Source organism: Acidovorax sp. NO-1 (assembly GCF_000238595.1).
GTDB lineage: Bacteria > Pseudomonadota > Gammaproteobacteria > Burkholderiales > Burkholderiaceae_C > Acidovorax.
Genome location: NZ_AGTS01000143.1, coordinates 1 through 25,681 on the forward strand (window position 1 = coordinate 1; position 25,681 = coordinate 25,681).

General features: G+C 65.4%; 20 protein-coding genes, 2 tRNA genes and 1 riboswitch. Of the genes, 6 read left to right on the forward strand and 16 right to left on the reverse strand.

Annotation, left to right across the window (positions count from 1 at the left end; all coding sequences use genetic code 11):
• Positions 1 to 70: 70 nt before the first annotated feature.
• Complete coding sequence (locus KYG_RS19710; protein WP_008906689.1) at positions 71 to 1,495, reverse strand: FAD-binding oxidoreductase; 1,425 nt, start codon at positions 1,493 to 1,495, stop codon at positions 71 to 73.
• A 37-nt stretch (positions 1,496 to 1,532) separates the two neighbouring features.
• Positions 1,533 to 1,952, reverse strand: a complete 420-nt coding sequence (locus KYG_RS19715; RefSeq protein WP_034695513.1) for a DUF2069 domain-containing protein — start codon at positions 1,950 to 1,952, stop codon at positions 1,533 to 1,535.
• A 21-nt stretch (positions 1,953 to 1,973) separates the two neighbouring features.
• Between KYG_RS19715 and KYG_RS19720 the strand changes: the two genes are divergently transcribed.
• Entirely contained in the window at positions 1,974 to 3,224 is a 1,251-nt protein-coding gene (locus KYG_RS19720) for a YhjD/YihY/BrkB family envelope integrity protein (RefSeq protein ID WP_008906691.1), read from the forward strand.
• Between the two features lie 134 nt (positions 3,225 to 3,358).
• Here the strand turns inward: KYG_RS19720 and KYG_RS19725 are convergent, their stop codons facing one another.
• From KYG_RS19725 to KYG_RS19735, 3 genes are all read right to left on the reverse strand, one after another.
• Positions 3,359 to 3,706 (reverse strand): Mpo1-like protein, encoded by a 348-nt coding sequence (locus tag KYG_RS19725; protein WP_008906692.1) that lies wholly within the window; start codon positions 3,704 to 3,706, stop codon positions 3,359 to 3,361.
• 155 nt (positions 3,707 to 3,861) lie between these two features.
• Positions 3,862 to 4,680: an alpha/beta fold hydrolase gene (locus KYG_RS19730; RefSeq protein WP_008906693.1), complete on the reverse strand. Its 819-nt coding sequence runs from the start codon at positions 4,678 to 4,680 to the stop codon at positions 3,862 to 3,864.
• Positions 4,681 to 4,682: 2 nt separating this feature from the next.
• Positions 4,683 to 5,993, reverse strand: a complete 1,311-nt coding sequence (locus KYG_RS19735) for an O-acetylhomoserine aminocarboxypropyltransferase (protein WP_008906694.1) — start codon at positions 5,991 to 5,993, stop codon at positions 4,683 to 4,685.
• Between the two features lie 158 nt (positions 5,994 to 6,151).
• On the opposite strand from KYG_RS19735, the gene KYG_RS19740 reads away from it, so the two are divergent.
• Entirely contained in the window at positions 6,152 to 6,601 is a 450-nt protein-coding gene (locus KYG_RS19740) for a CBS domain-containing protein (protein WP_008906695.1), read from the forward strand.
• A gap of 67 nt (positions 6,602 to 6,668) precedes the next feature.
• Here KYG_RS19740 and KYG_RS19745 read toward each other — a convergent pair whose 3' ends face one another.
• Positions 6,669 to 8,870, reverse strand: coding sequence for an EAL domain-containing protein (locus KYG_RS19745; RefSeq protein WP_008906696.1), 2,202 nt, complete (start codon positions 8,868 to 8,870; stop codon positions 6,669 to 6,671).
• Between the two features lie 197 nt (positions 8,871 to 9,067).
• Between KYG_RS19745 and aroC the strand changes: the two genes are divergently transcribed.
• On the forward strand, positions 9,068 to 10,165 hold the full coding sequence (gene aroC / locus KYG_RS19750; RefSeq protein ID WP_008906697.1) for a chorismate synthase: 1,098 nt from the start codon (positions 9,068 to 9,070) through the stop codon (positions 10,163 to 10,165).
• Between the two features lie 12 nt (positions 10,166 to 10,177).
• On the opposite strand, the gene KYG_RS19755 is transcribed toward aroC, so the two are convergent.
• From KYG_RS19755 to KYG_RS19770, 4 genes are all read right to left on the reverse strand, one after another.
• Complete coding sequence (locus KYG_RS19755; RefSeq protein ID WP_008906698.1) at positions 10,178 to 11,080, reverse strand: DMT family transporter; 903 nt, start codon at positions 11,078 to 11,080, stop codon at positions 10,178 to 10,180.
• A gap of 287 nt (positions 11,081 to 11,367) precedes the next feature.
• Positions 11,368 to 11,817, reverse strand: coding sequence for a transcriptional regulator NrdR (gene nrdR, locus KYG_RS19760; protein WP_008906699.1), 450 nt, complete (start codon positions 11,815 to 11,817; stop codon positions 11,368 to 11,370).
• A gap of 17 nt (positions 11,818 to 11,834) precedes the next feature.
• On the reverse strand, positions 11,835 to 13,079 hold the full coding sequence (gene glyA, locus KYG_RS19765) for a serine hydroxymethyltransferase (RefSeq protein ID WP_008906700.1): 1,245 nt from the start codon (positions 13,077 to 13,079) through the stop codon (positions 11,835 to 11,837).
• Positions 13,080 to 13,114: 35 nt separating this feature from the next.
• Positions 13,115 to 13,266: riboswitch (ZMP/ZTP riboswitch) on the reverse strand.
• Positions 13,267 to 13,336: 70 nt separating this feature from the next.
• The gene (locus KYG_RS19770; RefSeq protein ID WP_008906701.1) at positions 13,337 to 14,179 is read right to left on the reverse strand and encodes a lytic transglycosylase domain-containing protein; all 843 of its coding nucleotides are present in this window, start codon (positions 14,177 to 14,179) and stop codon (positions 13,337 to 13,339) included.
• Positions 14,180 to 15,131: 952 nt separating this feature from the next.
• On the opposite strand from KYG_RS19770, the gene KYG_RS19775 reads away from it, so the two are divergent.
• On the forward strand, positions 15,132 to 17,879 hold the full coding sequence (locus KYG_RS19775) for a DUF349 domain-containing protein (RefSeq protein WP_008906702.1): 2,748 nt from the start codon (positions 15,132 to 15,134) through the stop codon (positions 17,877 to 17,879).
• A gap of 144 nt (positions 17,880 to 18,023) precedes the next feature.
• On the opposite strand, the gene KYG_RS19780 is transcribed toward KYG_RS19775, so the two are convergent.
• Together KYG_RS19780 and KYG_RS19785 are read right to left on the reverse strand one after the other, a co-directional pair.
• Positions 18,024 to 18,108 (reverse strand) — tRNA-Leu (locus tag KYG_RS19780).
• A 314-nt stretch (positions 18,109 to 18,422) separates the two neighbouring features.
• Positions 18,423 to 18,507 (reverse strand) — tRNA-Leu (locus KYG_RS19785).
• A gap of 19 nt (positions 18,508 to 18,526) precedes the next feature.
• Here KYG_RS19785 and rnr point away from each other — a divergent pair.
• Positions 18,527 to 20,857 (forward strand): ribonuclease R, encoded by a 2,331-nt coding sequence (rnr, locus tag KYG_RS19790; RefSeq protein WP_008906703.1) that lies wholly within the window; start codon positions 18,527 to 18,529, stop codon positions 20,855 to 20,857.
• Positions 20,858 to 20,949: 92 nt separating this feature from the next.
• Here the strand turns inward: rnr and KYG_RS19795 are convergent, their stop codons facing one another.
• Positions 20,950 to 21,681: an alpha/beta fold hydrolase gene (locus KYG_RS19795; protein WP_008906704.1), complete on the reverse strand. Its 732-nt coding sequence runs from the start codon at positions 21,679 to 21,681 to the stop codon at positions 20,950 to 20,952.
• The gene (locus KYG_RS25300) at positions 21,642 to 21,941 is read right to left on the reverse strand and encodes a hypothetical protein (RefSeq protein ID WP_008906705.1); all 300 of its coding nucleotides are present in this window, start codon (positions 21,939 to 21,941) and stop codon (positions 21,642 to 21,644) included. The genes KYG_RS19795 and KYG_RS25300 overlap by 40 nt, the downstream gene beginning before the upstream one ends.
• Positions 21,942 to 22,070: 129 nt before the next feature.
• Between KYG_RS25300 and KYG_RS19800 the strand changes: the two genes are divergently transcribed.
• Complete coding sequence (locus tag KYG_RS19800; protein ID WP_008906706.1) at positions 22,071 to 22,811, forward strand: AraC family transcriptional regulator; 741 nt, start codon at positions 22,071 to 22,073, stop codon at positions 22,809 to 22,811.
• A 3-nt stretch (positions 22,812 to 22,814) separates the two neighbouring features.
• Here the strand turns inward: KYG_RS19800 and KYG_RS19805 are convergent, their stop codons facing one another.
• Positions 22,815 to 24,356: an NAD(P)H-hydrate dehydratase gene (locus KYG_RS19805; protein ID WP_008906707.1), complete on the reverse strand. Its 1,542-nt coding sequence runs from the start codon at positions 24,354 to 24,356 to the stop codon at positions 22,815 to 22,817.
• A gap of 86 nt (positions 24,357 to 24,442) precedes the next feature.
• On the reverse strand, positions 24,443 to 25,675 hold the full coding sequence (locus tag KYG_RS19810) for an FAD-dependent oxidoreductase (protein WP_008906708.1): 1,233 nt from the start codon (positions 25,673 to 25,675) through the stop codon (positions 24,443 to 24,445).
• Between the last annotated feature and the right edge of the window lie 6 nt (positions 25,676 to 25,681).

Consider the following 25,681-nt stretch of genomic DNA (forward strand, 5'->3'; position numbering starts at 1 on the left):
TTGATGGTAAAGCGCTTGCAGCTATTGTTCTGATAGTGGTAGGCAACCGTTGGCGCCGCTGCTTCACCGCTTAGCCAGGCAGTTGCAGCACCCGCCCGGGGTTCATGATGCCCTGCGGGTCCAGTGCCTGCTTGATGGCGCGCATCATCGATAGCGCCACAGGTGACTGGTACTTGGCGAGCTTGTCGGCCTTGAGCTCGCCAATGCCGTGCTCGGCCGAGAACGAGCCGCCAAACTCCGCCACGGCTTCGTACACCAGATGGTGCACGTGCTGTTCATGCTCGCGCAGGAAGGCCTTGGCATCGCCATCGGCCGGTGCCTGCACGTTGTAGTGCAGGTTGCCATCGCCCAGGTGGCCAAAGTTGACCAGGCGCACGCCGGGGATCTCGCGCTGCAGCACTGCGTCGGTGTGGGCCACGAAGGCGGGGATGCGCGAGATCTGCACCGAGATGTCGTGCTTGATGTTCAGGCCCTCTTCGGCCTGGGCGAGCGGAATGCTCTCGCGGATGTGCCACAGCTGGTGCGCCTGGGTGAGGTTCTCGGCCACCACGGCATCGGTCACGCAGCCCATTTCAAACGCCGTCTCCAGCAGTGACTCAAACCTTGCACGCGCGTGTTCCTCGGATTCGCTGTCGGAGTTTTCGAGCAGCACGCACCAGGGCGCGTTGTCGTCGCCCAGGAAGGGCACACGCAGCTGCGGCATGTGTTTGCCCACCAGGCTCAGCGCAAACTGGCCCATCACTTCAAAGCCCGTGAGGCCCGCGCCCAGCTGCTTGTGCGCCAGGCCCAGCAGCGCCACCGCGTGTTCCATGGATGGCACGGCGGCCCAGGCGGTGAGGCGTGCGGCAGGCTGGGGGTAGAGCTTCATCGTCGCGGCGGTGATGATGCCCAGCGTGCCTTCGCTGCCGATGAACAGGTCGCGCAGGTCGTAGCCGGTGTTGTCCTTGCGCAGGCCCTTCAGGCCATCCCACACCTCGCCCTGGGCTGTGACCACTTCGAGGCCCAGGCACAGGTCGCGCGCATTGCCGTAGCGCACCACCTGTGTGCCGCCCGCGTTGGTGCCCAGGTTGCCGCCAATGGTGCAGCTGCCTTCCGCCGCGAGGCTCAGGGGGAACAGCACGCCCGCGTTCTGCGCCACGTCCTGCAGGTTCTGCAGGATGCAGCCGGCCTCCACCGTCATGGTGAGGTTGTCGGTGTCCACGCTGCGCACGGCGTTCATGCGCGTGAGGCTCAGCACAATCTGCGTGCCGCTGTCATCGGGCGTGGAGCCCACGGCCAGGCCGGTGTTGCCGCCTTGCGGAACGATGGCGGCGCCTGCTGTGGCGCAGGCCTTGACCACGGCGGCCACCTCTTGTGTGCTGGCGGGGCGCACCACGGCCAGTGCCTTGCCGCGCACACGGCGGCGCCAGTCCTGCTCCCAGGCAGAGAGGTCGCCTTCGGTGATCACATGGGTGGTGCCAACGATGGTGCGCAGGGTGTCGAGCAAGGTGGTCATGGGCTGGGGACTTCCATCAAACAGGGGGTGGCCGGGGTCAGGGTTGGGCGGCGGCGGCCGCTGCCCGGGCGTTGCGCTGGCGCAGGCGCACATGCAGCGTGCAGGCGGTGAACAGCACCAGGCACAGTGCTATTTCGACCCAGGCCAGCCACTGCGACGGCGGCTGGTCACTCCAGCCGCGCACCACCCCCTCGGTGAAATACAGCCAGATCACCAGGCTGACCCAGCGGTAGGTGTACATGCGGTTCTTGAGGATGCCGGCCAGGGGAATGCACAGCGGCAGCGCCTTGAGAGCGAGCCACGAGCCCCCGGGGCGCAGCGGCGCCAGCACCAGCTCCCAGGCCAGACACAAAACAATGAGGCCCAGCAGGCTTGCGGTGGCCGTCCAGCGGGTAGCGGCAACGCCGTTGTCGGGCACGGAGAGCGCAGGGGAAGGGGCTTGAGGGGATGGGGTCATTGGGGTGGCATCATATCGGCCATGTCCTTGTCCTTACAGGCAGTGGCCCAGCGCCTGGAGCTGCTGCTGGCCGAGCTGTCGCACTTCCCCTGGAAAACCACCGCCCAGACTTTGCGCGAGAGGTTTCGTGAGGACCACCTGGGGCTCACGGCCAGCAGCCTCACGTTCACCACCGTGCTCGCGCTGGTGCCGTTCTTCACGGTGGCGCTGGCAGTGTTCACCGCATTCCCCATCTTCAGCAAGCTGCAGGATGCGCTGCAGGGCTGGCTGGTGAGCAGCCTGGTGCCCGACAGCATCTCGCGCCAGGTGCTGGGTTACCTCACGCAATTTGCGGCCAAGGCCAGCAGTCTGGGGGTGGCGGGATTCAGCATCCTGCTGGCCACTGCGCTGGCCCTGATCCTGACCATTGACCGAACGCTCAACGACATCTGGCGTGTGCCGCGTTTGCGCCCTCTGGGGCAGCGGGTGCTGATCTACTGGGCCGCCATCACCCTGGGGCCGCTGCTGATGGGCGCAAGCCTCGCAGTCACCTCGTATGTGATGTCCGCGTCCGGCGGGCTCGTCAAGCGGCTGCCGGATGGCGTGCAGCTGCTGTTCGACTCGATCCAGTTTGTGTTGCTGGCGGGCGGGATGGCGTCGCTGTACCACTATGTGCCCAATACGCCCGTGAAATGGCGCCATGCGTGGACAGGGGGATTCTTTGTGGCGGTGGGCATCGAGCTGGCCAAGAAGGTGCTGGCGCTCTACCTGGGCAAGGTGCCCACCTATTCCGTCGTCTATGGTGCCTTTGCCACCTTGCCCATCCTGCTGGTGTGGATCTACGTGGCCTGGGTGATCGTGCTGCTGGGGGCGGTGGTGACGGCGTATCTGCCCAGCCTGCTGGCCGGGGTGGCGCGGCGCGGCACGGTGGCGGGCTGGACGTTTCAGCTTGCGGTGGAGGTGCTGCAGGAGCTGCACCGCGCCCGGCGTCACAGCATCAAAGGCCTGCGCCCCACGCAGCTTGCGCAGCTCTTGCGCGTGGACGTGCTGCAACTGGGGCCAGTGCTGGATGCGCTGACGGGCCTGGACTGGGTAGGCCAGGTCAACGATGCGGCCGCCAACGCTACTGATGTGCCGGAGTCCCGCTATGTGCTGCTGGCCGACCCCGACACCACCTTGCTGGCCCCGTTGCTGCAGAAACTGCTGCTGCAGCGGGTGGACAGCCTGACGCCCTTGTGGACCCATGCACGGCTGGAGGCCCTGCACCTGGCCGACGTGCTGCAGCCGGGGTGAGCCCTGCGTTCGTCGTGCCGCCGAGCGCCGTGGTGCCGGCATCTGGGGCCGATACGGAATTTTGATTGCTATTAAATGTATAGCTTGTGGCGCTTATCTGCAAAGCGCTGGAGCCCGTTTTGTGCCTGAACGTGCTACAGCCGCACCTTCCCCGTCCAGATGTCCTTGTACATCACCCAGTCGCCCATGAAGCTGTACAGCGGGCGCTTGAAGCTGGCGGGCTTGTTCTTCTCAAAGCCGAAGTGCCCCACCCACGCAAAGCCATAGCCGCAGAGCAGGCCATACAGCAGGTACTGCGGCTTGCCCGTGGCCACCAGCATGGCCAGGCAGACCAGGGTGAGCGTGGAGCCCACAAAGTGCAGGCGGCGGCACGTGCGGTTGCCGTGCTCGCTCAGGTAGAACGGGTAGAAGTCCGCGAAGCTTTTGAAGGCCCGAGGGTCCGTGCTGGGCGCGGGTTGCGGCGTGGCAGTCTGCGTGGTCATGGCGTTGTCTCCGGGCGGCGTTGGGGCTCTGCCCGCGTTATACGCCGTGACCCCGGCGCGCACCAGCGGGGCAGTGCGGGTGCGCTGTCGCCAACGGGTCTGCCACCTTGAATAGGTTTGGAAAGCCCCGGCGGGTCTGCCAGCGTGCCGGGGAGTCAGCGCGCCAGGAAGTCCCGGATGGCGGCGAGTGTTTCCTCTGGCGCCTCGGTCATCTGGTTGTGGCCCACGGGCAGGTGGGCAATCTGCACCTGCTTGCCAGCAGCCTGAGCGGCCTTGACGAGACCCTGTGCGGCCTTGGGCGCCGTCATCTGGTCCTGGCTGCCCAGCGCAAACAGCACGGGGCAGGTCAGTTGCGCCATGGCCGCTTCGCCGCCGGCGTAGCTGTCACAGGCCACAAACCCCCGGTGGAACACGTTGACCGCCGTATTGCTGCGCAGCACCTTGCGCCCCAGCGCCATGCCCGCGCCAAACACCCAGGTGCCCGGGCCCAGGGCCGACGGCGGCGCAGACAGGGTGCTGCGCGAGAACACGTTGACCATGCGCATCGCCTTCTCGGGGTCGGTCTGTGACGCTTCGATGAGTGCGGGCGACACCTTCATCGGGAACGCCGTGCCCACCAGCACCAGGTGGCTGATGCGGTCCTTGAGCCGCGCGGCCGCCTCCATGGCAATGAGTGAACCCCAGCTGTGGCCCACCAGCGCTGCGCGCTGCACGCCCGCAGCATCCAGGAGAGCGCCGATAAAGTCCGCGCCTTGCTCCACCGTGGCGGGCGCATCGCCACCACTGCGGCAGTGGCCCGGCAGGTCGATGGCCAGCACGTTCCAGCCGTGGTTGGCCATGTAGCGGCTTTGCAGGGCCCACACGCTGTGGTCGTTGAGCACGCCGTGGATGAACACCACGGTCGGTTTGGCGGCATCAAATGCCTTGCCGCCGGTGTAGCAGTAGATGGCGGCGCCGTTGACTTGGATGTGCATGGTCAGGCCCCTGCCTTTTCTGCGGCTTTGAGCGCGCGTTTCAGGTCGTCAATGAGGTCGTCGGCATCTTCGAGGCCGATCGACAGGCGGATCGTGCCCTGGCTGATGCCTGCGCCCGCCAGCGCTTCGTCGCTCATGCGGAAATGCGTGGTGCTGGCCGGGTGGATCACCAGGCTGCGGCAGTCGCCCACGTTGGCCAGGTGGCTGAAGACCTTGAGGGTTTCGATGAACTTCTTGCCCTGCTCGCGGTTGCCCTTGAGGTCGAAGCTGAACACCGACCCAGCGCCGCGCGGCAGCAGCTTTTGCGCCAAGGCATGGCTGGGGTGAGACTCCAGCAACGGGTGGCCCACGCGTGACACAAAGGGCTGCGCTGCCAGAAACTCCACCACCTTCTCGGTGTTGCGCATGTGCTGCGCCATGCGCAGCGGCAGGGTCTCGATGCCTTGCAGGATGAGCCAGGCGGTGTGCGGGCTCATGCAGGCGCCAAAGTCGCGCAGGCCCTCGCGCCGCGCGCGCAGCAAAAAAGCGCCCACGGTGCTTTCTTCGGTAAACACCATGTTGTGAAAGCCGTCGTAGGGCTGCGTCAGCTCGGCAAATTTGCCGGCCGACTTCGGGCCGTCCCAGTCAAAGCTGCCGCCATCCACCACGATGCCGCCCACCACCGTGCCGTGCCCCGAGAGGAACTTGGTGGCCGAGTGATAGACCAGGTCGGCGCCATGCTCGAAGGGCTTGATGAGCCAGGGCGAGGTCAGGGTGGAGTCCACCAGCAGCGGCACACCGGCCTCATGCGCGATAGCACTCACGGTGGGGATGTCCAGCACATCCAGGCCAGGGTTGCCCACAGTCTCGCCAAAGAACAGCTTGGTGTTGGGCCGCACGGCAGCGCGCCAGCCCTCGATGTCGCCGGGCTTCACAAACGTGGTCTCGATGCCGAAACGCGACAGCGTGTAGTGCAGAAGGTTCTGCGACCCGCCATACAGCGCCGTGCTGGCGACGATGTGGCTGCCTGCGCCCATCAGCGTGGCAATCGCCAGGTGCAGCGCGGCCTGGCCGCTGGCGGTGGCAATCGCGCCTACGCCACCTTCCAGTGCTGCCACGCGTTGTTCCAGCACCGCATTGGTGGGGTTGCTGATGCGGCTGTACACATGGCCGCCGCGCTCCAGATTGAAGAGCGACGCTGCGTGGTCGCTCGATTCGAAGACGAACGAAGTGGTCAGGTGGATGGGCGTGGCGCGCGCGCCGGTGGCGGGGTCGGGGCTTGCGCCTGCGTGCAGCGCCAGCGTGTCAAAGCCGGGGTCGGAGTAACCGGGCATCTGTATGTCTCCCATGTTGTCAATGCAGGCGGGCATTGTGGGCTATATTTGCCGACAAACCGCCTGCAGCCCCTGGGCAACCCCAATGGATTTGCTGGTCTCTGCGGGCCCACACACACTCTTTCCGATTCTTCCCGATCCCCCGGAGACTCCGCACCATGAAAGTCAGCGACATCCTTCGCGTCAAAGGCAACACCCTGTACACCGCATCGCCGGACGAGCCGCTGGCAGGTGCCGTGAGCCTGATGGCCGAGCGCGACATTGGCTCGCTGGTGGTGATGGAGCATGGCGACCTGGTGGGCATGCTCACGTTTCGCGAGGTGATCCAGGCCTTGGTCAAAAACGGGGGCGGCGTGGGCACGATGCTGGTGCGCACCGCCATGGACGATGCACCCCTGACCTGCACGCTCGAAACCGACATGGACGAAGTGCGCCGCATGATGCTGGACCGCCACGCGCGCTACATGCCCGTGATGGACCGCCGCATGCTGATGGGCGTGATCAGCTTCTATGACGTGGCCAAGGCCGTGGTGGACAGCCAGAACTTCGAGAACAAGATGCTCAAGGCCTATATCCGCGACTGGCCGGAAGAAGAACCCCGTACCTGAGGTTGTTTTTGGGCAGGGCGTGAAGCCCACGCCCCGGCTTGACTGCACAGATGTGCCTCTAGCCAGGTCAGCGATAGGGGCGAGGCGCCTGGGCGCAGAGCCAGGCCTCGATCTCATCGGGTGGTAGCGGCTTGCCGAACAGGTAGCCCTGCATTACCGGGCAGCCGTGGGCCTGCAACCACTGCTGCTGACCGGTGGTCTCCACCCCCTCGGCCACCACCACCATGCCCAGGCTGTGCGCAATGCTCAGCACCGACACCGTGAGGGCGCGCGCCGTGGCGCTGGTGGTGAGGTCCTGCACAAAAGCCATGTCGAGCTTGAGCTCGCTGATGGGCAGGCGGTGCAGATAGCTCAGGCTGGAATAGCCGGTGCCGAAGTCATCCAGCGACAGCTTGAAGCCCTGGTGGTGCAGGGCCTCGATGTTCTGCAGCGTGACGGGCCGTGCATCCATCATCACGCTTTCGGTGATCTCCAGCAGCACGTCGCTGGCACGCAGGCCATGGCGTTGCAGCGCATCGCCAATCTGCTGCGCAAACTCCGGCCGGTGAAAGCTGCGGCCCGAGAGGTTGACGGCCACGCACGGTACATCGTGGCCCGCAGCGCGCCAGGCCGCCAGCTGGCGGCTGGCTTCGTCCAGCAGCCACAGGGTGAGCTCATGAATCAGCCCGGCGTCTTCGGCCACGGGGATGAACTGTGACGGCGGCACCATGCCCCACTGCGGGTGGTTCCAGCGCGCCAGGGCCTCCACACCGTGCAAGGTGCCGGGGGCGCTGCTGAGGACCTGCGGCTGGTAGTGCAGCGTGAGGCTGCGGTCGGACAGCGCCTGCTGCAGTGCACGCTCCAGCGCGGCGCGCTCCTGCGCGCGGCGGTTCATCTCGGCGCTGAACAGCTGCAGGCTGTGGCGGTGGTCGCTCTTGGCCTGGTGCATGGCCTGGTCTGCATGGCGCAGCAGGGTGTCAATGGTGTCGCCATCGCTCGGAAACATGGCGATGCCGATGCTTGCGTGCGGCACATGGGTCTGTCCCAGAATGTTCAGCGGCTGGGCGATGGCATGCAGCACCCGATGTGCGCGTTGCACCGCCTGCTCGGTGCTGCATTCGGACAGCAGCAGCACAAACTCGTCGCTCGACAGGCGGGCGATCAGGTCGCGGGCGCGCAGGCCCTGTGTGAGGCGCTTGGCCACTTCGCAGAGCAGCGCATCGCCAGCCGCGTGACCTTGCATTTCGTTCACCTGCTTGAACCGGTCCAGGTCCAGGAACAGCAACGCGCCCGGCCGACCTTCGCGGTGAAGCTCGACCAGGGCACGCTGCGCACTGCTGCGAAACAGGGCGCGGTTGGGCAGACCGGTCAGTACGTCAAAAAACGCCAGCTGGTGGATGCGCTGGTGCGTGCTGTCGCGCTCAATCGCCACCGCACACAGGTGCAGGCACACGTCCACAAGCCGCCGGTGCAGGGCATCGGGCATGCGCGGTTCGCGGTAGTAAAACGCAAACGTGCCGATCGGCTGCCCCCGGTGGTCGCGGATGGGGCTGGACCAGCAGGCGCGCATCCCGCTGTCGACAAACAGGGCGCGGTAGTCGTCCCACAGTGGGTCGGAGGCAATGTCGGTCACCACCACGGGCTCATTGCGAAATGCAGCCGTGCCGCACGAACCCGCCCTGGGCCCCATCGGCACACCATCCAGGGCCCGGCTGATGGCGGCTGGCAGCCCAGGGGCCGCCAGTGGCCTCAGCAGGCCCTGTGCATCGACCGCGAGGATGGTGGCGGTGACCTCGGGGGCTATGCGTTCGACCTCGCGGCAGACCAGCGCCATCAGCTCGGGCAGCGGCAGTTCCTTTACCATGCCTTCCAGCACCCGCGTCTGCAGCACCTCATGCATCTTGGTGAGCGTGATGTCGGTCAGGATCGAGATGCTGCCGCCCGGGCCGTCCGCGTCGTCACCGGCAGGGTTGATGACCAACGAGGCCCAGCGTGGTTGCCCGGACTTTCCATACAGGAGCGTGTCGCCATGGAGATGCCCGTGCGCTTCCACGTTCGCCCGGATGCTGTCGATCAGGTCCCTGTCGGAATGGGGCCCCAGGAGCACCTCGTTCAGACGCCTGCCCAGTACTTCATCGGGCCCGTAGCCAAACATGCGCGTGAAGCCTTCGTTCACGTACACCACGCGTTTGGCGCTGTTGGTCAGCACGATGGCGTTGTCGCTGGCGTCAAGGGCACGCCGAAGTTGCGCGTCTGCCAGTGGAGCGGGCTGGGGAGGGTGGATCGGCAATGGAGAGCCCTGTCTGGGTGGCGCGAAGGAGGGCATGGTGTCCCGAAGGTGGATGCCGCATGCTAGCAAGCGCGCAGTGCGATGCCAAGCAGGAACTGGCCCCACTGGTGGTGCCCGCGGGTCCGCGTCAGGGTGGGGAGCGCCACCAGGCTTCATGGTGCGCCGGGGCCGTCATGGCTCTGGGATAATCCCGCCCCATGAGCGGCAACACCATCGGCACCCTATTCGCAGTCACCAACTTTGGTGAATCCCACGGCCCGGCCATTGGCTGCGTGATTGACGGCTGTCCGCCTGGCATGCCGCTCACCGAGGCCGACATCCAGGCCGACCTCGACCGGCGCCGCCCCGGCACCAGCCGCCACGTCACGCAGCGCAACGAGCCCGATGCGGTAGAGATCCTCTCTGGCGTATACGAAGGCAAGACCACCGGTACCCCCATTGCCCTGCTGATCCGCAACACCGACCAGCGCAGCAAGGACTACAGCAATATCGCCGAGAGTTTTCGCCCCGGCCACGCGGACTACACCTACTGGCACAAATACGGCATCCGCGACCCGCGCGGTGGCGGCCGCTCGTCGGCCCGCCAGACGGCGCCCACGGTGGCCGCCGGTGCAGTGGCCAAGAAGTGGCTGGCACAACAGTATGGCGCCCAGTTCCGCGCCTGCATGACGCAGCTGGGCGAGTTGCCCATCCCGTTCGAGAGCTGGGATCACGTACGCGCCAACCCCTTCTTTGCCCCGGTGGCCGACGTGCAGCAGTACGAGGACTACATGGACGCCCTGCGCAAGGCCGGTGACTCGTGCGGCGCCCGCATCCGTGTGCAGGCCACGGGCGTGCCGGTGGGCTTGGGCGAGCCGCTGTATGACAAGCTCGACGCTGATATCGCCCACGCCATGATGGGCCTGAACGCTGTCAAGGGCGTGGAGATTGGTGCAGGCTTTGCCAGCGTGGCCCACCGGGGCACCATGCACGGCGATTCGATGACGCCCCAGGGCTTTCGCACCAACAACGCCGGCGGTGTGCTGGGTGGCATCAGCACCGGGCAGGACCTGGAGGTGAGCATCGCCATCAAGCCCACCAGCTCCATCATCAGCCCGCGCGAGTCGATTGACGTGCACGGCAACAGCACCGAAGTCATCACCAAGGGCCGCCACGACCCCTGCGTGGGCATTCGCGCAGCGCCCATTGCCGAGGCGCTGCTCGCGCTGGTGGTGATGGACCACGCCCTGCGTCACCGTGCGCAGTGTGGCGACGTGGCCTCCCCCGTGCCGCCCATCCAGGCGTCGTTTCTTTGACTGGCCGGGCGGCTAACTCCGGCGCGAGCGCAGCGCAACAAGCCACCGCAGCGGGTTGAACCCCGTGACCAGGCCCGTGGCCACCAGCACCAGGGTGCCGCCCCACACCATGGCGGGCCCGAGGGCCTCGCCCAGAAAGATGTGGCCCCAGGCCACGCCAAACAGCGGAATCATGAAGGCGGAGCTCATTGCCGCCACCGGGGACACATGGGTCAGCACCCGCAGGTTGAGCCAGTACGCCAGGCCCGAGGTCACGATACCCATCACCGCCACCGCTGCCAGGGCACCGGGCGTGAACTGGGCCTGCGGCAGGCTCCAGCCCGCGCCCGGGATCAGCAATACCAGTGCAGCGGCGTGGATGCCCGCAGCGATCGACAGCGGAGACATGCGCTTGGTGGCACGCTTCATCCAGGTCGTCGAAATCCCGTAGCACGCGGACGCCGCCACGCACGCAGCGGCGGCCCAGAGCAAGGCCGGTGTGGGCTCCACCGGCCCCAGTTGCACAATCAGCGCAACCCCCGCAAAGCCGCAGATGCAGCCCAGCCACTTGCGCGTGCTCAGCGAGTCCTCCTTCATCCAGGCGGCGGCAATCACGCCGAAGGGCACGGCCATGGTGTTGAGCAATGAGCTGTAGCCTGCGGGCAGGTGCAAGGCCGCCCAGGCATACAGCAGAAAGGGCAGGGCCACGGTCAGCGTGCCCAATCCGACCAGCTCGCGCCAGTGGCGCCAGGGCCAGGCTTCGTTGGCGAAACGCATGATGCCGATCAGGGTGACCGTGGCCAGGCCAATGCGCAGCGCAGCCATCACGTTCGGCCCGAGCACAGGGCTGGCAATGCGGATAAAGAGAAACGAGGCGCCCCACAGGGCAGACAGCAGCACCAGCTGCAGGAAGTGGCGGGTTTTCACCGGGCGCATTGTGGGGCACGGGCGGTTCATGCGCTGGCGCGTTGCACACCAAATTTTGGATGAAAAATGCCGTTAGCGCTTATCCATCAAGCGCTGGTAGCTATCAATTAAGGAGTTGCTGTGGGTGTTGCACAGGTGACAGCCGGCCCCACCCGTGTTGGCATCCGCTATACGATATTCTGCGATTTGCTATGCAATCAATAGCTGAAGGCGCTTACTGGTCAAGCGCTAGAGGCCAAAAACACCTTCAACCTATCAAGCCGCACGCTTCAGGTGCATACGCGACGATGTGTCGGTTATTTGCGCACTTCATCGACCATGGCGCGGAAGTCGTCGATGTCTTCAAAGCTTCGGTACACGCTGGCAAAGCGGATGTAGGCCACCTTGTCGAGCTTCTTGAGCTCCCGCATCACCAGCTCGCCAATGCGGCTGGAGACCACTTCGCGCTGGCCCAGATTGAGCAGTTTTTCCTCGATACGCTCGATGGCGCTGTCGATCTGGTCGGTGCTGACGGGACGCTTGCGCAGCGCCAGATTGAACGAAGCGAGCAGCTTGCCCCGGTCGTATTCAATGCGGCGCCCGTCCTTTTTGACGATGGCCGGGAAGTTCACCTCCGGCCGCTCGTAGGTGGTAAAGCGCTTGTCGCACGCGCCGCACTGGCGGCGGCGGCGAATGAAGACCCCATCCTCAGACACCCGCGTTTCAACGACTTGCGTTTCGAGGTTGCTGCAGAAGGGGCACTTCATGGTTTTCGGCGGTGGATTTAGCCGTAGACGGGGAAGCGGGCGGTCAGTGCGTTGACCTTGGCACGCACCGCGGCGATGTTGGCTTCGTCGCGCGGGTTGTCCAGCACGTCCGCGATCAGGTTGGCCGTGATGCGGGCTTCTTCTTCCTTGAAGCCGCGCGTGGTCATGGCGGGGGTGCCAATGCGCACGCCGCTGGTCACCATCGGCTTTTCAGGGTCGTTGGGGATCGCGTTCTTGTTGATGGTCATGTGGGCAGCGCCCAGCACGGCCTCGGCTTCCTTGCCGGTAATGCCCTTGGCGCGCAGATCGACCAGCATCACGTGGCTTTGCGTTCCGCCGCTCACGATGCGCAGGCCGCGTGCGGTCAGCGTCTCGGCCACCACCTTGGCGTTCTTGGCCACCTGTTCCTGGTAGGTCTTGAACTCGGGCTGCAGCGCTTCCTTGAAGGCCACGGCCTTGGCCGCGATGACGTGCATCAGCGGGCCGCCTTGCAGGCCGGGGAAGATGGCACTGTTGATGGCCTTCTCATGTTGGGCCTTCATCAGGATGATGCCGCCGCGCGGGCCGCGCAGGCTCTTGTGCGTAGTGGATGTGACCACGTCGGCATGGGGCACAGGGTTGGGGTACACGCCAGCGGCAATCAGGCCGGCGTAGTGGGCCATGTCCACCATGAAGATCGCGCCAACATCCTTGGCCACCTTGGCAAAGCGCTCAAAGTCGATGTGCAGGCTGTAGGCCGAGGCACCGGCGATGATGAGCTTGGGCCTGGTTTCGTGGGCCTTTTTTTCCATCGCGTCGTAGTCGATGGCTTCGTTGGCGTCGAGGCCGTAGGAGACCACGTTGAACCACTTGCCCGACAGGTTCAGCGGCATGCCGTGCGTCAGGTGACCACCTTCGGCCAGGCTCATGCCCATGATGGTGTCGCCAGGCTTCAGGAAGGCCAGAAACACGGCCTCGTTGGCAGAGGCGCCGCAGTGCGGCTGCACGTTGGCGGCTTCGGCGCCAAAGATCTGCTTGACGCGGTTGATGGCCAGCTGCTCGGCCACGTCCACATGCTCGCAGCCACCGTAGTAGCGTTTGCCGGGGTAGCCTTCGGCGTATTTGTTGGTCAGTTGCGTGCCCTGCGCCCACATCACGGCGGGAGAGGCGTAGTTCTCGCTGGCGATCAGCTCGATGTGGTGTTCTTGCCGGGCGTTTTCAGCCTGGATGGCGGCAAAGAGTTCGGGGTCGGTTTGTTCGACAAGAATTTTGCGGTCGTACATGGTTGGCAGTCCTATGAACTTGTGTCCCTTGAAACAAGGGCTGCCCAGGCGAACGGCTGAACGCGCAGATAAAGACCTTTGCGGCACGCTCCCCAGTGGTTCACAAGAGGCAGGCTCTTGCTGGTTTCCACGTCAGCGGCGACACCCGTTGCGGGGGTCGCGCCTATCGCCAGTCGCGTACCCCGCTAGTGTAGCTGAGGGCCGTCACGGCCGTCACACCGCAGAAAGAGTGCGCGCCGCAAGGCCACCTGACCGGCTCAAAGGCCCGAGAGCAGGGCGACCTTGTCATTGCTGGCCGGGGCCGGCGCAGGTGGCGCCACCACGGGGATGACCTGCGCAGGCGCCTGGGTCGACAAAGTCGGCGGTGGCGATGTGGGCATCGACGACCGGCCTCCGGCCACCTGGCGCAGCCGGAAGTGCTCGGCCATCACCTTGGCCGCATAGCCACCATCATCCGGCAGATTTGCTGCGCCGACGTAGTAGCGCAGTCCACCCTCTACCGACCCGGCCCGTGCAATGCATTCCTGCAGCACCTTCACACCCACACGCAGGTTGGTGACCGGGTCGAAGGCGGCAAAGTGGCCGCCGAAGTTTTCATACTTGTCGGTATGCACTTTGGTCATCACCTGCATCAGGCCTTGCGCGCCCACGGAGCTTTGGGCAAACGGGTTGAAGCTCGACTCGATCGCCATGATGGCAAGGATCAGAGTGGGATCAATCTTGGCGCGCGCGCCGATGTCGTAGGCCTCGGCCACCAGCACGCTCAGCGGTTCGGGCGCCACGCGGTACTTCTTGCTGAGCCAGAAGGCGACAGCCGCCTGCTCTTTGGGAAGGTCGCGGGGGTTGGCCGCGGTTGCGCGCTCGCTGGCCTCGGGCTCGACGGGCATGCCCAGCACTTCAACCTGCCGGGCCTGTAACCAGTTTATCAGTTGCGCTTCGCCCGCCTGGCGCAGGTCCGGGCGGGCCGTGAGGGTGATCACGACGAATGCAACGGCCAGGCCGATGAGGGCAAAGCTGTTGTGGGTGATTTCAAGAAAACCTTCGGTCACGTCGGCCACGAAGGTCCGTACGCCGGAGACCAATTTTCCTGACGCTGTCATAGCTCTTCCTTTCTGAGGCGCCGCAGTGTTGGATCCAGTCCTTGGAGGGACTGGCCCGGTGCGGATATCGCCTGGATTGGTACGCCATCAACGGAGGCCGCACGTCTGGGGTGTGCTTGGGGCCTGCCTTGACTTAGCCGGGGTCGGCAGCGAGATTGGGGTTTTTACTAGCCCGGTTTGGGGCTGGCGGATTCTAGAAGTTCACTAAATGCTTAGTCAATACTAAAAAAGTACATTTTCAGACATTAAAGTTATGAAAAATATGTGAAAAACCACAGTTTTTTGGGTATTTGGCTGACCTTTGCCTGTACCTCTGGGTGAATGGCTGGCCTACCTGAATGGCATTTTCAATCGCGGGTTTGGGTGCCATTGAGAATCCGGTTTGAGTTGAAGCTGCGGGTTTGGTAAGGTTGCGCTGCCTGTAGATAACAGGCATCGCCAGACAAAGCCAACTCTCCCTCCGGAGGCATTCAGTGCCCAGGTGCAGCAGATGCGGCTTTCAAGGCAACCCTTGGAGGCAATACCTTGCCTCCGCGCCATGTGGACTTTCATCTCCGCATTGCGATCGATGGCAAAGACCGTTGTGTCAGCCGTCAAGCCCGGCGGGCAGGCCTTGAGGCCCTGTCCGCCGGGCTTTCTTCTTTGCACCATCAAGTGTTGCCGTCGGTGGACTTGGGTTGCGCTTGCATATATAGATAATGGAGGCCGTGCCTTGGGGCAGACGCCTTGTCGCATGAGTTTGAGTGCGGCGCTCCAGGGGATGCACCATGTCAGTCAGTCTGGCAAAGCTTTGTGCCAGATCACCCTCACGGGTGGGCGTACCGCCTCGATGCGGACTGTTTGCCAAACCCGGTGAAAATAGCTTCCTTGTAGTTCTGGTGCGCGCATGGCGCGGTCGCCAGGGCGCGCCCCGAGGCGGTACGCCGGGGCACCTCTGTTATCCATTGGATCCATGTTTCCATTTTTTTCCCGCAACAAAATGTCCGACGCACCTGAAGTGAATCCGGCCCCGGCCAAACCCCATGAGCCGCATCCGCTGGATGCTTTGACCGGCGGCGCTTTTTCGGCTGCCACGTCCGGTGAGCGGTCCTCCCGCATTCGCGACTGGCTTGCCAGCCAGCCTCCCACTGAGCAGTTGCAAGAGGTGTTCAAGGAATTGAGTGGGCGGGACAAAGGCGCTGCACGTGCTGTGCGCGAGCGCCTTGACGAAATCCGCCGCGCGAAGGGCCAGGAAGCCATTGCCGCAGAGTGGGCAGAGAAAGCACAAGCGCTGCTCGCAGCCCCCAAACTCAACATTGCCGATGCGTTGGCCTGGCAACGTGATGCCGCCAAAGCCGGGGCGCCGCTCTCGCGCGAGCCCCTGTCGCTGCTCAAGGTTCAGGTTGCCGACCGCATCAAGGTGATCGAGGATCTGCAGCACCGCGTGCAAGTGCAGCGCGAGGCGGCAGTGTTGCTGGCCCAGCGCATCGAGGTGCTGTCCACGAAATCCTGGCGGGATGCACAAGCGGCGCTGGAACTGCTGCGCGTGGATGTCGCCCGTTGGCAGGAGCAGGCGCTGGAGTTGACGGGTGACGCCAGCTGGAACAGCGTCGAAGCGCGTTTTCCGCCGCTGCTGGACGCATCTCGTACCCAATTGCTGGTGGTGTGGGATGCCTTCCAGCCTGCGATTGCCCAGGCAGTTGCTGCGTCGGAAGACGTGAATGCACCTCTCCCCCCGGTCCCCGTGTGGGCCGACGAATTGCGAGTCGCGCGTGGATTGCCCACGGAGGCTGCTTCAGCCGCCAAGCCTGCGCGCGTGGCAAAGCCCAAAGCTGCACCCGAAGTGGTTGAGAAGGCGGTGCAGAGCGTGCGCGATGCGCTGGCAGTCCTCGAAAAGGAAACTGCCGAGGGCCATGGCAAGGCGAGCGCCGGGGCGGCAGCTGCGCTGCGCGCCGTGCTCAAGGTGCATGGCAAGCATATCGACGGTGCCCTCGAGCAACAGGTGCACACGGCCCTCGTGGCAGCCGGGGAACTTGAAGGCTGGCAGCGCTGGAGTGCAGATCAGGTGCGCGAAGACCTGGTGGCCAAGGCAGAAGCCCTCCTGAATCGACCCGAAGGTCAGGCTCTGGGTGGCCGCAAGATGCAGGAAACCCTGCGCAGCCTGCGCGAGCAGTGGAAGCAGGCCGATCAGGGGGGGGCTCCCAACCATGGCCTGTGGAAGAAGTTTGACGAAGCCTGCAATGCAGCGCACAAGGTGGTCGAAGCCTGGCTCGACAAGATCCGCACCGAGGCCGCTGAGCACAAGGCGCAACGGCTGGCGCTGATCGAAGAGGTCAAGGCGTGGGCCCAGGAACACGCAAACTCTGGCGACTGGAAGGCGATCAACCGCGCCCTCCACCAGTTTGGGGATCGTTGGCGCGAAGGCGGCCACGTGGGCGAGAAGCTTTTCGCGGAATTGCAACCGCTGTGGAAGCAGGCTATCGCCCTGGCGGCGGCTCCGCTCGAAGCTGCACAGAAGGAAAGCCTGGCCCGCCGCCATGCCATGATCGATGAGGCCATGGCCCTCGGTGCTGCGCCCAGCTTGCGTATTGATGCCGTCAAGGCGCTGCAGCAACGCTGGCAAGCCGAGGCGCAAACAGTGCCCTTGGACCGCAAGCATGAACAAAAGCTGTGGGATGCATTCCGCAAGCCCATTGATGAAGCCTTTAACCGCAAGTCGGCAGACCGCGAGCGCGCAGTGACCGAGTTGAGTGCGCGCGACCGCGTGGTGCTGGAGGCTTCCAAGGCCCTGGAGGCTGCCAATGCCAGCGGCGACGCGCAGCGGATCCGTGCAGCCATGCAGGCGCTGGAAGCGGCACTGCGCGGCCAGGCCCAGGCTGCAGAAGCTGTGGCCACAGCGCACAAGGATGCCCAGGCGCAATCGGAGGCGCAGGCGGGCTCCCCCGCCGTTGCTGCAGAAGCAAGTTCCAGCGCATCGGATGGAACAACCACCGGCAGTGAAACCGCCGAAGCTGCAGCCCCGGCGCCCGCAGCGCCCAAGCCTCCAGTCCGGCCTGTGGTGGCCGTGCGCGGTGATGACCGCCCCGGCATGAAGAAGGACGCGCCTGTAGCCCCTGGCCGTGGTGCTCGCCCTGGCGACCGTCGCGAGGGTCGTGCGGGTGACCGCGACGGCGGCCGTGGCCCGCGCGGTGATGGCCGCATGGCGGACCGCGGTGACCGGGGTGGCCGCTTCGGTGACCGCCCGGCCTTTGAAGACCGGGGCCCCCGTCTGGGTGACACTGCGTTCCGCGCCCAGCGCGAAGCCATGGAACACGCACAGCTGGCTTTGAAGAAGCTGGCGGCGCAGGCCCATGGCGAAGCCCTGACCCAGCTGTTGACGGCTTGGGAGAAGCGCGACGCAGCGCTTGTGCCGGGCTCACACGATCTGGGCGCTGGTGTGAGTGCATCGGTGCGCAGTGCCTGGACGCAAGCGCTGGCGGCCCCACCCAAGGGAGAGGCTGGCGAAGCCCTGCTGCGCCTGGAAATTGCCGCTGAAGCGCCGACACCCGCAGAACACATTGCTGCGCGGCGCATGCTGCAGCTGCAATTGCTGACGCGCCGCAATGACCCTGCCCCGGCGCAGACCTGGGGTCAGGATGTTGCACGGGTTCTGGGCAGTGCCAGCGATGGCGCCAACGCACGCCGTTTACAGAATGTTCTGAAGACGCTGTTGCGCAAGTAACTCACGAGTCGGGGTACGCGCCCTGCAATGCGTATGCCCGTAACACTGCACCCAAAACGAAAACGAGATCGCTCTGGCGGTCTCGTTTTTTTGGAGGTCAGAAAGCAAAAAAGCCGTTGCAGTTGCAACGGCTTTTTGTGTATTTGGTGCCCAGGAGAGGACTCGAACCTCCACGATGTTACTCGCTAGTACCTGAAACTAGTGCGTCTACCAATTCCGCCACCTGGGCTTTCAGATCAGCCTCGAATTATAGAACAAATAATTCGCAGCGCTGACCAACTTCCAAAGAATATGCTGAAAAGGCCGGTGGAGAAGGGCGAGGGCCCGTGGTAGGCACCGTGCATCAATCGAAGGGCAAGTGGTTGGTGCGGCTCAGGGGCGGTTGCAACGCGGTCAGCGGAGCTTTGGGTTGAGTTCCTGCCCGCATCTGTCACGTAGACGCCAGATTCGGGAGCGGATTTTCTTGGGCACGCACAACAAAAAAGCCGCTGTGTTAGCAGCGGCTTTGATATTTTGAAAACCTTCTCAGGTTCTCGTTAAACTTGGTGCCCAGGAGAGGACTCGAACCTCCACGATGTTACTCGCTAGTACCTGAAACTAGTGCGTCTACCAATTCCGCCACCTGGGCATTTCAGGAAAGACTAAGATTGTATAACAAAAAAACCACCCCCGGCGCGCAGTCCGCGCATTTGTCGGACGAGATTGAAGGCAGCGTGCAAGGGCACCGTGATGGACACGGTTTTGTCATCCGTGACGATGGCGAAGGCGACATCTATATCCCCCCGAACGAAATGCGCGCAGTCCTGCACAAGGACCGTGTGCGCGTGCGCATCGTCCGCCAGGACCGCCGTGGCCGCCCCGAGGGGCGCGTCGTTGAAATCATTGAGCGTCCGCCCCAGCCCATCATCGGCCGGCTGCTGCAGGAAAGCGGCGTCTGGCTCGTGGCCCCCGAAGACAAGCGCTACGGTCAGGATGTACTGATCCCCAAGGGTGCTACGGGCGCCGCGAAACCTGGGCAGGTCGTTGTAGTCGAGCTGACCGAGCCGCCGGCCTTGTTTGGCCAGCCTGTGGGGCGTATCACCGAAGTGCTGGGCGAGGTCGATGACCCCGGCATGGAGATCGAAATCGCCGTGCGCAAGTACGGTGTGCCGCACGAGTTCTCTGCCGAGTGCCTGGCGCAGGCCAAGGAGCTGCCCGACAAGGTGCGCGCACAGGACAAGAAGCGTCGCGTGGATCTGACCGACGTGCCCCTGGTCACCATCGACGGCGAAGACGCCCGCGACTTCGACGATGCCGTGTACTGTGAGCCCGCCAAGGTCGGCCGCAGCAAGGGCTGGCGCCTGCTGGTGGCGATTGCCGATGTGAGCCACTATGTGGAAACGGGCAGCGCCATCGACATCGATGCCTACGACCGCGCCACCAGCGTGTATTTTCCGCGCCGCGTGATCCCCATGCTGCCCGAGAAGCTCAGCAACGGGCTTTGTTCTCTGAACCCCGAGGTGGAGCGCCTGTGCATGGTCTGCGACATGCTGGTCACTGCCAAGGGCGAGGTGCACGCGTACCAGTTCTACCCGGCCGTGATGTTCAGCCACGCACGCTTCACCTACACCGAGGTGGCGGCGATCCTTGCCAACACGCGCGGCCCCGAGGCCAGCAAGCGCAAGGACCGGGTCAAGGACCTGCTCAACCTGCACGACGCGTACCGCGCGCTGCTCATCGCACGCCAGGCGCGCGGCGCGGTAGATTTTGAAACCACCGAGACGCAGATCGTCTGCGACGAAAACGGCCGCATCGAAAAGATTGTGCCCCGCACGCGCAACGATGCGCACAAGCTCATCGAGGAAGCCATGCTGGCCGCCAACGTGTGCAGTGCCGACTTCATCGCGCAGGGTGGCCAGCCGGGCCTGTTCCGCGTGCACGAAGGCCCCACCCCCGAGAAGCAGGAGATCCTGCGCAACTATCTCAAGGCCATGGCCGTGGGCATGACGATTGGCGACGACCCGAAGCCGGGCGACTTCCAGGCGATTGCCACGGCGACCAAAGAGCGGCCCGACGCGCAGCAGATCCACACCATGCTGCTGAGGTCCATGCAGCAGGCCATCTACACGCCCGTCAACAGTGGGCACTTTGGCCTGGCGTTCGATGCCTACACGCATTTCACCAGCCCGATCCGGCGCTACCCCGACCTGCTGGTGCACCGCGTCATCAAGGCCATTCTGAGCAAGACGAAGTACGCGTTGCCGACCTTGCCCATACCCGGTGAAGCCCATGCCAAACTGGCCAAGCGGCTGGCTGCCCGCGTGGCGGCGCCCGGCACCAAGCCCCGCAAGGATGTGGCACCGCCCAGCCGCGACACGCAGGCCTGGGAGGCCGCCGGCCTGCACTGCAGTGCCAACGAGCGTCGCGCCGACGAAGCCAGCCGCGACGTGGAAGCCTGGCTCAAGTGCAAGTACATGCGCGAGCACCTGGGCGAGGAATACAGCGGGGTAGTGAGCGCAGCAACCAGCTTCGGCATCTTCGTCACGCTCGATGCCATGTATGTTGAAGGCCTGGTGCACATCACCGAGCTCGGTGGCGAATACTTCAAGTTCGACGAAGCGCGCCAGGAACTGCGCGGTGAGCGCACCGGCATCCGTTATGCCATCGGTGCCCGCGTTCGGGTGCAGGTGAGCCGCGTCGATCTGGACGGCCGCAAGATCGACTTCCGCTTGGTGCGCGAGGGCGAAGAGCTGCTGGGCCGCGCGCTCAAGGACAAGGGCGTAGGCACCGAGGGCACCGGCGGTGCTGCCCGAAAGACCGGCGGCCGCTCGGGCGGGCGAAAGTCTGACAAGGGTGCAATCCCGTCAGCGACCGAGCAAGCCGGGCTCTCGCGCGAGCGGGCAGCGCGTTCACCGATTCAGTCGCTGAAGGCCTCCGTCAAGAAGGCGGTTGCGGGCAAGTCGAGCAAGAGCAAGGCGCGCAAGCCGCGCCGCGGGTGATTCAAGCCAGACGGCGCACAACGCACCTCTTGTTCGTTTACTCATAAATTTATAGCTGCTGGCGCTTTATGGATAAGCGCTGGAGGCTATTTTTATGGATATTTCACGGCGGCACTGCTCTTGGGGCTGACCGCAACGGCCAGAAAGTTTGCGTACCGCTGCGCTGTGTCTTTGGGCGCTTCCATCATGGGCAGGTGGCCGATGCCAGGCAGCGCGGCAATCTGCGCGTGCGGAAGCAGCGTTTGCAAGGTCTTGAGGCCGCTTCGGTCGAACACGCGGTCGCTGTCGCCCCACAGGACCAGGGTGGGATGCTGCTGCAGGCGGCCCAGGTGTTGTTCCAGCAGGTAGCGGTCTTTGAGCTGCGCGTCCCACAGGCGGGTGTTGGATGCAGCGTTGCGCAGCGCGTCCTGCTCGGAGGCATGCAGGATGGGGTAGGGCAGGAAGGGGCGCTTTTCAAACACCAACTCCATCATCGCTTTGAAGGCGGTGGCATTGTGGGCCACCAGCGGGCGTTGCCCGGCGTCGATGAGGCGGTCCATGGTGCTGGGCTGGGGCGAGCGTATGCCGTGGGGCGCGCCGATGAAGGCCACGCTGGCTACGCGCTCAGGGTATTGCAGGGCAAAGAGCGCTGCGATCGTGCCGCCCATCGAGTTGCCCGCCAGATGCACGCGCCCAAGGCCGAGCGCGTCCAGAAACGCGGCCAGCCGCGTGACGTGGGCGGCGTAGTCGTAGGGCTGGTCGTCCCGCCGTGTGCTCTCGCCAAAGCCCGGGATATCAGGGGCAATCACCCGGTACTGGCCGGTGAGCGGTCGCGCAAAATCCACCCAATGATCTTTCTCCGCAAAAATGCCGTGCAGCAGAACGATGGGCGTGCCACTGCCGTGGCCCGGCGCGGGGTTTGGGGCGTGCCGTTGTCCAGGTAGTGGATGGTGTGCATGGCCGCATCGGCGGTTTTTTCTTCCAGGCCGGACAGATGGCGATTGGCGCTGAGCAGCGGCTCTTTGAACAGCGAAGGTGCCCCGTAGTAGAGGCCGACCGTGCCCAGTACCAGTGCCGTTGCGACAGAAATAACGATGCGTTTCAAGAAGCGTTCTCCAGGGGTATGGCTGCGTGCATGCCAGGGACTGCAGCTTCAAGCGTCAACACACGCTCGGCCCCTGGCGGAGAGGCAAGGCTACGGAGAACGCGGTAAAAAAACTTGTAGATTTGGGCTATGCCAGCACGCAACACACTGACCCTGGGCACTGACCGGGCGCTCTACGTCGGAGAGATCCCGGCTACCGGCTGGCACTGCCATGCGTCGCCGGTGCTGCTGATGGGGCTCTCGGGCCGGTTTGCGGTGCACTGGGGGGCAGGGCATGAGGAGACCTGCCACAGCGCGTTGGTCGATGCCGGGGTGGCGCACCTGTTCGACCCTTGTGGTGAAGTGGTGGCGCTGGTGTACCTGGAGCCGGATTCGCACGAAGCACGGGCGTTGCGCGGTCTTCTCCAGCAAGAGGGTGGCGTGGTGCTGGATGTAGCAGCTCCAGTGGGTGCGCGCAGTGCCATGGAGGGTTATCTGCATCACTTCGACCTGCCCGCCTTGCTGCGCTGCCCGTTCGATAGCGAGGTGACGCCGCTGGACCTACGCGTGGTGCGCAGTCTGCATGCGCTGCGCCATCCGCAGGCGGGGCGGGTGGCACGGGATGACCTGGCCTCGGGCGTCCAGCTTTCGGCGTCGCGTTTCAATCACCTGTTTCGCGCCGAGATGGGGGTGAGCTTGCGTACCTATCGGGTCTGGTCCCAGGTGCGGCTGGCGATGGCGGGGCTGGCGGTCAGCCCGCGCCTGACCGACGCGGCGCTACATGGCGAGTTTTCTGATTCGGCCCACTTCAGCCGCATGTTCCGGCAGACCTTTGGCATGACACCGTCGAGCGTGCTCAAGCCGCTCAAGAAGGTGACCTTGCTGGCTTGAGGCTCAGCTTCCGCCCACGCGCCGCGCCAGCGCACTGGCCGTCAGCGCCTGGCGCGCTGGCCAATCATCAGCCGCCTGGCCATGCTGGTAAACCGCTTCACTCGCAGCGCGCAAGGCGCTCGCACCGGCGGCCAGGTGGGCGCCCACCATGCCTGCCAGCACATCGCCTGTACCCGCCGTGGCCAGCCGCGCATTGCCCGTAGGGTTGATGGCCGGGACGCGGTCGGGTGCAGCGACCACGGTGCCCGAACCCTTGAGCACGGCCACGCAGTTGAACTGGTTGGCCAGTTGCTGCGCGGCATCCAGCCGGTGGGCCTGGACCTCGGCGGTGGTCAGGCCCAGCAGGCGAGCAGCCTCCAGCGGGTGCGGTGTGAGCACCGTGGGTTGCCCGTGCTGTCCGCGTGCCACCACCAGCGCGTGCAGTGCGGCCTGGGTGGCGATGGTGTTGAGCGCGTCGGCATCCAGCACCAGTCGGGCTGCGCGGGTGATGACCTCGGGCAGAACGCGAGCGATGGCCTGCCCGCCGCCACAGCCGCAGACCACGGTGTGCTGTTCCAGTGCCAGCGCTTCAAAGCTGCGGAACATCAACTCGGGCTGCTGTGGGTCGAGTTGCTGCTGGCCGTTGTCGAGCAGGGCCACCAGCACCCGGCCCGCGCCGCTGTGCAGAGCGGCCGAAGCGGCCAGCAGTGCGGCGCCCGCCATGCCCATGCCCCGCGCCGCCAATCCTTCGCCGCCCACCACTGCCACGTCGCCATAGCTGCCCTTGTGGCTGGCGTGGGCGCGGGGGGCGGGCAGGGCGGGGCCGGAGAGCCAGGCGTTGGGCGGCTCGTGCCCGGGTTCTACGCCCAGATCATCCAGCCAGACCTGGCCTGCTGCGTCCCGCCCGGCGGCGGTGAACAGGCCGGGCTTGAGGGTGAGCAGACTCAGCGTGTGGCGTGGCGGGGGCGTTTGGTGGTGCAGGTGGTAGTTCAGTTGGGTTGGGGTGTCGGGCGCGAGGCCTGCCGCAAACTGGCCGGTGTCTGCGTCCAGCCCGCTGGGCAGGTCCACGGCCAGCACGGGGGCCTGGCTGCGGTGCAGGGCTTGCAGACAGGCCTGGAGCCTTGCGTCGGGCGTGCGTGCGGGGCTGTGGGGTAAAGAAGAGACGCCAAGGCCCAGCAGCGCATCAATGCACAGGTCGTTGGCCCCCAGATCGTTGGGCGCAGTGTCTGCCCAGGACACGCCCGCATCCCGTGCGCGCTGCCACGAGGCCCTGGCATCCGCCGGGGCCGTATCGGGCTGGCCCAGCCAGGTCACGACCACTCTGCGGCCACTGCGCTGCAGGTGCATGGCAGCTTCCAGCCCGTCACCGCCGTTGTTGCCGGGGCCGCAGGCAATCCACACGGTGCGTGCGTGGGGTGCCAACGCATGCGCCAGTTGCGCCACGGCCAGCCCGGCGCGTTGCATGAGGGTGTGCGGGGGCAGGGCGGCCGCTGCCGCTTTTTCCAGGCGGCGGGTGGCGGCGGTGTTGAACAAGGGGTGCGGCTGGTGGGCGGTGATGCGGTGCATGGGCTGCAGGGGGCAAGGGCTGCTGCCAGCGGCAGCGCGCCTGCCATTGTGCGCCGATGCCCCGTGGGGGCAAAGCGCAGGAAGGTTTAGAACCGCCGCATGCCCAGCCCGTCCAGCGACACCTCGGGGTCCCGTTGCGCGATCAGGTCGGCCAGTGCCCGCGCGCTGCCGCAGGCCAAGGCCCAGCCGCCAGCGCCATGGCCGGTGTTGAGCCACATGCCCGGCACGCCGCTGGCGCCCACCACCGGTGCTCCGTCGGGCAGCATGGTGCGGGCGCCGCGCCAGATCTGCAGGTTGGATGACAGCTGCGCGCCGCCAGGGAACCAGTCGTTCAGCGTGCGGTACAGGCGTTGCAGTGTGGGGGTGTGGTGCTCGGCATCGGCCCCGGCCAGTTCAGCGCCACCGGCAATGCGCACGCGCTGGCCCAGGCGGGTGATGGAGATTTGCTGGCCCGCATCCACCACGCTGGCGCGGGGGGCGTGAGTGGATTCGCGCAGCGGGGCACTGACAGAGTAGCCATACACGGCCGCCATGGGCAGGCCCAGGCCCAGTTCGGGCAGCAGCGTGGCCGAAGCCATGCCGGCGCACAGCACCACGGCATCAAAGCGGCGCAGGTCCGCTTCGCCTTGCAGCACCACGCCGGTGGGGCTGGTGCCCAGGCGGTCCACCCGGGTGTTGAACACAAACTGCGCACCCGCGCCCTGGATGCCCTGGCGCAGCAGCTGGGCGAACAGGCGGCAGTTGCCAGCGCGCGCATCGGGCAGGTGGATCGCGCCTGCCAGCGGGGCTTCGGGCGAGAGGCCAGGCTCGATCTGGCGCGCCACATCGGCGCCGATCTCGCGCAGGGCCACACCGCTGTCGCGCAGCACTTGCAGCGCGGGTTGCAGTCGGGTGCGGTCTTCTTCGGTGCGCAGCAGCACCAGGCGGCCGTCGCTGGCTTCAAAGTCCAGCTCATGCTGGCTCGCAATGGCCTGCAGTCGAGCTTGGCTGTATTGCGCCAGGCGTTCGACCGCGGCTGCCGGGGCGCTGTGGCTGCGCGCCATGCTGCGCCAGCGCCGCAGCCAGGCCCAGTTGGCTCGGGTCAGCCCGCCAGCCAGCCGCAGGGTGGCCTGTGTCCCCATCAGTCGCAGCGGCTGGCCGAAGCCCGGTAGCGCCCAGGGGCTGAGCAGGTGGGGCGCCAGCAGCCCGGCGGTGGCAAAGCTGGCCTCTTCGGCGGCCGCACTGCGTTGTTCAAACACCGTGACTTCGTGGCCGTCGCTGGCCAGCTCATACGCAGTGGTGACGCCGATGATGCCGGCGCCCACGATGGCAATCTTCATGAGTTT